The sequence below is a fragment of the Brevundimonas sp. EAKA genome (assembly GCF_000698025.1).
Taxonomy (GTDB): Bacteria; Pseudomonadota; Alphaproteobacteria; order Caulobacterales; family Caulobacteraceae; genus Brevundimonas; species Brevundimonas mediterranea_A.
Genome location: NZ_JMQR01000166.1, coordinates 1 through 5,276, shown reverse-complemented (window position 1 = coordinate 5,276; position 5,276 = coordinate 1). Strand labels below are relative to the sequence as shown.

Annotated in this window: 6 protein-coding genes; all 6 read right to left on the bottom strand. The window is 68.6% G+C overall.

From position 1 onward, the window contains the following. A partial coding sequence (locus ER13_RS15795; RefSeq protein WP_035310796.1) for an ATP-binding protein occupies positions 1–296 on the bottom strand: 296 nt, incomplete at its 3' end. Then, the gene (locus tag ER13_RS15790; RefSeq protein ID WP_008260269.1) at positions 287–1,135 is read right to left on the bottom strand and encodes a tol-pal system YbgF family protein; all 849 of its coding nucleotides are present in this window, start codon (positions 1,133–1,135) and stop codon (positions 287–289) included. The genes ER13_RS15795 and ER13_RS15790, both read right to left, overlap by 10 nt. A gap of 43 nt (positions 1,136–1,178) precedes the next feature. Continuing rightward, a complete protein-coding gene (locus tag ER13_RS15785) occupies positions 1,179–2,315 on the bottom strand; it encodes a DUF3667 domain-containing protein (RefSeq protein ID WP_035310794.1) in 1,137 nt (378 codons plus the stop codon). A 109-nt stretch (positions 2,316–2,424) separates the two neighbouring features. Then, complete coding sequence (gene pal, locus ER13_RS15780; RefSeq protein WP_008259557.1) at positions 2,425–2,979, bottom strand: peptidoglycan-associated lipoprotein Pal; 555 nt, start codon at positions 2,977–2,979, stop codon at positions 2,425–2,427. 116 nt (positions 2,980–3,095) lie between these two features. Next, entirely contained in the window at positions 3,096–4,472 is a 1,377-nt protein-coding gene (gene tolB, locus ER13_RS15775; protein ID WP_035310792.1) for a Tol-Pal system beta propeller repeat protein TolB, read from the bottom strand. A gap of 118 nt (positions 4,473–4,590) precedes the next feature. After that, a complete protein-coding gene (locus tag ER13_RS19090; protein ID WP_035310790.1) occupies positions 4,591–5,238 on the bottom strand; it encodes an agmatine deiminase family protein in 648 nt (215 codons plus the stop codon). Positions 5,239–5,276 lie beyond the last annotated feature (38 nt).

The window sequence follows — 5,276 nt, the reverse complement described above, 5'->3', positions numbered from 1 at the left end:
TCCCAGACCAGTCCGCGCCAGTCCGCGCCCGCCGCCCGCGCCGGCTCGCCCGCGAACCGGGTCCAGTCGGCGCTGGCCGGGTTCAGTCGGTGATCAACGCTCAAGGCCGTCAGCGGCCGCCCTCGCGCCCTGGCCCAGGCGGCGGCCAGTCTCAACAGGGCGATGGAATCCCCCCCGCCCGACAGGGCCAGGGCGACCGGCGGGGGGGCGTCAGAACTCAGCCGCCGATCCAGCCGCGCAAAGACCCGAGCGACAAGGCCCGTATCGGTTCCGTCGATCCCGGGCCTCAGCTGCACCCGTTGGCGGTCTTCATCTGGGTCGCGCGGGCCTTCAGCGTGTCCGAGGCGGCGGGCGCATAGCGGCGCGTGAACTCGCCCAGGGCCGCGCAGCCCTGGGTCTTGCGGTTGGTGGCGAACAGGGCGTCGGCCAGTTTCAGCGTCGTGTCGGCGGCCCAGCCGATGCGCGGCCAGTCCTTCAGGGCGGCGGCGTAGAAGGGCACGGCGCCGGCCTTGTCGTTCGACGAGGCGCGGATGTCGCCCAGACGGGAATTGGCCTCGCGCGCCTGGGGCGTGTCGGGCCAGGCGGCGACCACAGTCTCCAGCGCCCGCGCGCCGCGCGCCCGGTCGCTGCTCATCAACTGCACCGCCGCCGCCAGATCCTGGGCCGCGTCGCCGGTGGGGGAATGGGCTTCGATGGGGGCGTTCAGCTCGGCCGCCGTCTCCAGCTTCTCGATCCGGGCCTCGGCGTCCAGCAGCCGGGCGCGCAGGGCGGCGGTGTCGCGCTGGGCCTCGTCCAGCTGGAAGGTCAGCCGCTCGTTGTCGCCGTTGATGCGGCGCACCGTGGCTTCCAGGTCCTCAAGACGCTGGTTCATCAGGCCGAACTGGCCCTGCAGGGTGACGACCTCCGGGTCGGGCTCGACCAGCACCGGCTCGCCGGCGGCGTTGCGCTGGGTCAGGGCGCGCTCCAGCCGACGGACATTGCGATCCAGCTGTTCCAGCCGGCGCTTGTCCCATTCGATCGGCTGCATGATGTTCGGCGCCGCCTGCTGGGCGACGGCGCCCCCGGCGATCAGGACCAGGCCGACGGCCGTGGCGGCGAAGGCGCGGCTGCGCATGAAGGAGAGCTTGAAGGTCATGGGTCGCTAGGTTCCACCGATTTGGGGCCGCCGCAAGGCAGGGTCAGTGCCCCAGCCCCAGATAGACGATGGCCATGACGAACAGGCCGATCACGATGTTGCAGAAGAACAGCAGCAGGACCGTCCGCCACAGGGCCGAAAAGATCGACAGACTGTACGCCCCCTTCAGCTGGGCGAACACATGGACGGGGATGGCGGCCACGCCGATGGCGGTGACCAGTCCCCCCAGCGGGCCGTTTATCGTTCTGGCCAGGACGATGACCATCAACAGCAGGGCCATGAAGGTCAGCGAATACAGCACGAACACCCCATGATCATACAGGGTGAAGCCGCGTCGCCACAGGAACAGCAAGGCCAGGAACGGGATCGAGAACGGCACCAGCAGGAAGGCGAACTTGTACATCGTCTGCTGCAGCTTGTAGAGGGCCAGGTCCGGGTTCTGTAGCTTTTTCAAGACTGTAGCCCCGAACCCGTGGTCATCCTTGTCGGCCTCGTGGCCCATGACCTTCAGCTTGGTCGTGCCGCCCGACACATCGTCGCCCGAGGCGATGTCCTTGATGCTGGCCTGCCAGCTGCCCGGCTTGAGCCCGTCGGCCCGCCCCTGGCTCTGCTCGGTTTCCAGACGCGCCAGCGCCGCGCGCTTCTGCGCCACCAGGGCCTCGCCGGCCTTGATCCCCATGTCGGCCATGCCGGAGGGGTCGCTGGCGGCTTCGGCGCGGGCCTCGGCCAGACCGCGCTCCGCCTCGAGCAATTCCTGACGCTGCTCCTGAATGTCGCCGGCCAGCACCACGGGCGCCGACGGCTGGGGCATGAAGCTCAGCGCGAAGAACATGACGAACAGGGTGAACAGGAAGATCGCCAGCGGCGACACATAGCGGGTCCGCCGGCCCTCCACCCATTCCCGCGTCAGCCGGCCGGGATTGAAGGCCAGCAGCGGCAGGGTCCGCCAGACGCGGGCGTCGAAATGCATGACCCCGTGCAACAGCTCCTCGCCCAGGTGCAGCAAGGTGCGGTGCACATGGGTCGCCTGGCCGCAGTTGGCGCAGAAATTCCCGCTGGTCGCCGCGCCGCAGTCGGAACAGACGCCATGCCCCGCCTCGCCCGCATGCCCCGTCGGCTTCTCGACCGCCCCCGCGATCAGTCCCCCGGTGATCGCGCCACCGGCCCCTTCGATATCCAAACGCCAATCCCCCGATCGAATCCGCCGCCACCTTGATCACCCGGCAGGCAAAAAGAAAGAGGCGCCGGCCTTGGCCGACGCCTCCATCCGTCTCGTCCGGCCAGTCGTCTCAGCGCGGGGCGCCCGAGACGATGGCGGTGTGGGCGTTGCGGTTGCGCGCCCAGCTGTCCTCGCTGGACCCCTCGGCGATCGGACGCTCCTTGCCGTAGCTGATGGTGTCGATGCGGCCGGCCGGCACGCCGCGATTGATCAGATAGGTGCGCACGGCCTCGGCGCGGCGGGCGCCCAGGGCCAGGTTGTATTCGCGGGTGCCGCGTTCGTCGGCGTTGCCTTCGATGCGGACGGTCACCTGCGGATAGCGCTGCAGCCACTGGGCCTGGGCGTCCAGGCGCGGCATGGCTTCCGAACGGACGTCATAGGAATCCAGGTCGAAATAGATGCGGTCGCCGACGTTGACGACGAAGTCCTGTTCCGTGCCGGGGGCGGCGGCGCCCATGTTGCCGCCCGTCACCGGACCGGTCGGGGCGGTCGGATAGGCCGGGCCTGTCGGCGCGGTCTCCGGAGCGGCGGGCACGACGCCTTCGACCGGCTTGCGGGCGCAGGCGGCCATGGCGGCGACGGCGCAGCCGACCATGGCCAGGGTGATGATGCGGGAAGTCTTCATGGGGTCGTCTCCTGACACTTTGAAATTAGGACGGAGGCCTAAAGCTTGGCCATACAGTTTGCCCGGGCCCGATTTCGAGCGCCAGACGGAATAACACACTGTTGAGCCGAACGGGCTCAGCTCGGGCAGCTGTCGGCCCCCTGGCCATAGCCCAGGTTCGACGGCGGCGTGTCCAGCAGGGGCGACCAGGCCGGGTCGGTGCCGCGGCCGTTATAGCCCGCCTGGGCCACAACCCGCCCCGACAGGTCCACGGTCCACAGCCGCGTGTCCCCGCCCCGCGTCTGGCGCGCGAACATCACATAGCGGCCGTTGGGGGCCCAGTTCGGGCCTTCCTCGAAATAGCTGGACGACAGGATGCGTTCGCCCGACCCGTCGGCGTTCATCACCCCGGTCGAGAACCGGCCGCCGCCGCTCTTGGTGAAGGCGATCAGATTGCCCGTCGGGCTCCAGGCCGGCGCCGTATAGGTGCCGCCGCCGCGCGAGATCGGCCGCTGGCCCGAGCCGTCGGCCCGCATGACATACAGCCGCGCCTGGCCCGACCGGTCCGAGTTGAACACGATCTGGCTGCCGTCCGGGCTGAACGACGGCGAGGTGTCGATGCCGGGGTCCGACGTCAGGCGCGACAGCTGCCGGCTGCGCAGGTCCATCACATAGATGTCGGTATTGCCGCCCCGGATGATCGAGAAGGCGATCTTGTTGCCGTCGTTCGAGAAGCGCGGCGCCAGCACCTGGCCGTCGAACTCGCCCAGGCTTTCGGTGCGGCCCGTGGTCAGGTTGCGCAGATAGATCCGGCTATAGTCCTTGCCCAGCGCCACATAGGTGATCTCGTCCGGCTGCGAGGTCGAGAAGCGCGGCGACATGATGATCTCGTCGCCCTGGGTCAGATAGGTGGGATTGAACCCGTCCTGGTCGGCGATGGTCAGGCGGTTGATCCGGTTCAACTGCGTCCCCTCTTCCGAGACGAAGACGACCCGGGAATCGAAGAAGCCGGTCTCCCCGGTCATCCGCTGATAGATGACGTCCGAAATCTTGTGCGCGATCCGGCGCCACTGTTCCTGGGTGGCGGTGAACTGATAGCTGACCAGCTGGCACTGACGATACGGGTCATACAGGCGGAAGCCGACGTCCAGCCGACCGTCGCCGCGCGGCGTCACCCCGCCGTACAGCACCGCCTGCGCCCCGATCTGGGTCCACTGCGGGAAGTTGGGCGCATTGGCCAGGGTCAGGCCGGTCTCGATGAAGCCGGCGGGGTTCAGCGGCTCGAAGAAGCCCGACCGCCGCAGATTGCCGCTGACCACATTGGAAATATCCGCCCCGTGATCGCCGGTGAAGGGCACGATGGCGATCTGCAGGGGTTTCAGCACGCCGTCATCGACGACGACATCCTGCATCGGCGCGCTCTGGGGCGCCGGCTGGGCTTGAACCCCGCTGTGCATCATCGACACGGTCATCACGGTGACAGCGGCGGAGGCCAGAAGAAGGTTCAGACGCATGATTTGCTCCCACGTTTGGAAAGACAGTCTCGCCCTTATCGTCGGACGTTGTGACAATCGCCAGCTTCATGGCGATTAGGGCGACATTCGGTCGAGGACAGCGCCCGTCACGGGATGTTTAGCGATTCCCGCACTTTCGCGCGGTTTCGAAACGGAAAGGCACGTCCTGGGCCTGGAAACCGGCCGGCACGTTGAAAGGAGCGGCAGCCCGCAGCGCACGCAGCATGGCGTCGGAAGCCGCCCGCCAGGTCGCGTCGTTGCGCGGCTGTTCCAGCCGCGGTGAACCCACGATCTGTCCGTCGGAGGTCAACCGCACCGTCACCCGAATGGTCATGGCGTCCATGCCCGGCAGGTCGCAGTTCAGGTTCCAATGGGGATTCACCTGCCCCGCCAGCGCCGCCAACTGTGGGCCGGTCGCACGACTGGCCGTCCCTGAACCCTGCTGACCCGTCGCCGGACGGCCGCGATTGTTGTTCGGCCGCGTCGGTCCCGCCAGGGCGTCCAGGTCCAGACTGGGCTCATTGCGTTTCGGCGCGGGCCGGGCCGGCCCGCTCCCAACCGGGGCGGGGGAGGGGCAGCCCGCCCCCGGCCGGCCTTGGGCGATCGCGGCCGCCCCCGCAGCGAAGGCGTGCTGGGCCGGCTTTGCGCCGCCCCGCCAGTTGTCCGACCGTTCGGGCCACATCATCCAGCAACCGATATGGGGCTCCCATTCGGCGGGCATTCGGAACCCGTCGGCGCGGGGCGTGGTGTCGAGAACCTCAGACATGGCGGACCTTTTCGGAAACGAGAGGGTGGGTTCAGCGG

What these genes read in the sequence shown, in the direction of transcription:
- ER13_RS15790 (WP_008260269.1), bottom strand. Translation starts at nt 1,135, where the DNA reads ATGACCTTCAAGCTCTCCTTCATGCGCAGCCGCGCCTTCGCCGCCACG.
- pal (WP_008259557.1), bottom strand. Translation starts at nt 2,979, where the DNA reads ATGAAGACTTCCCGCATCATCACCCTGGCCATGGTCGGCTGCGCCGTC.
- tolB (WP_035310792.1), bottom strand. Translation starts at nt 4,472, where the DNA reads ATGCGTCTGAACCTTCTTCTGGCCTCCGCCGCTGTCACCGTGATGACC.
- ER13_RS19090 (WP_035310790.1), bottom strand. Translation starts at nt 5,238, where the DNA reads ATGTCTGAGGTTCTCGACACCACGCCCCGCGCCGACGGGTTCCGAATG.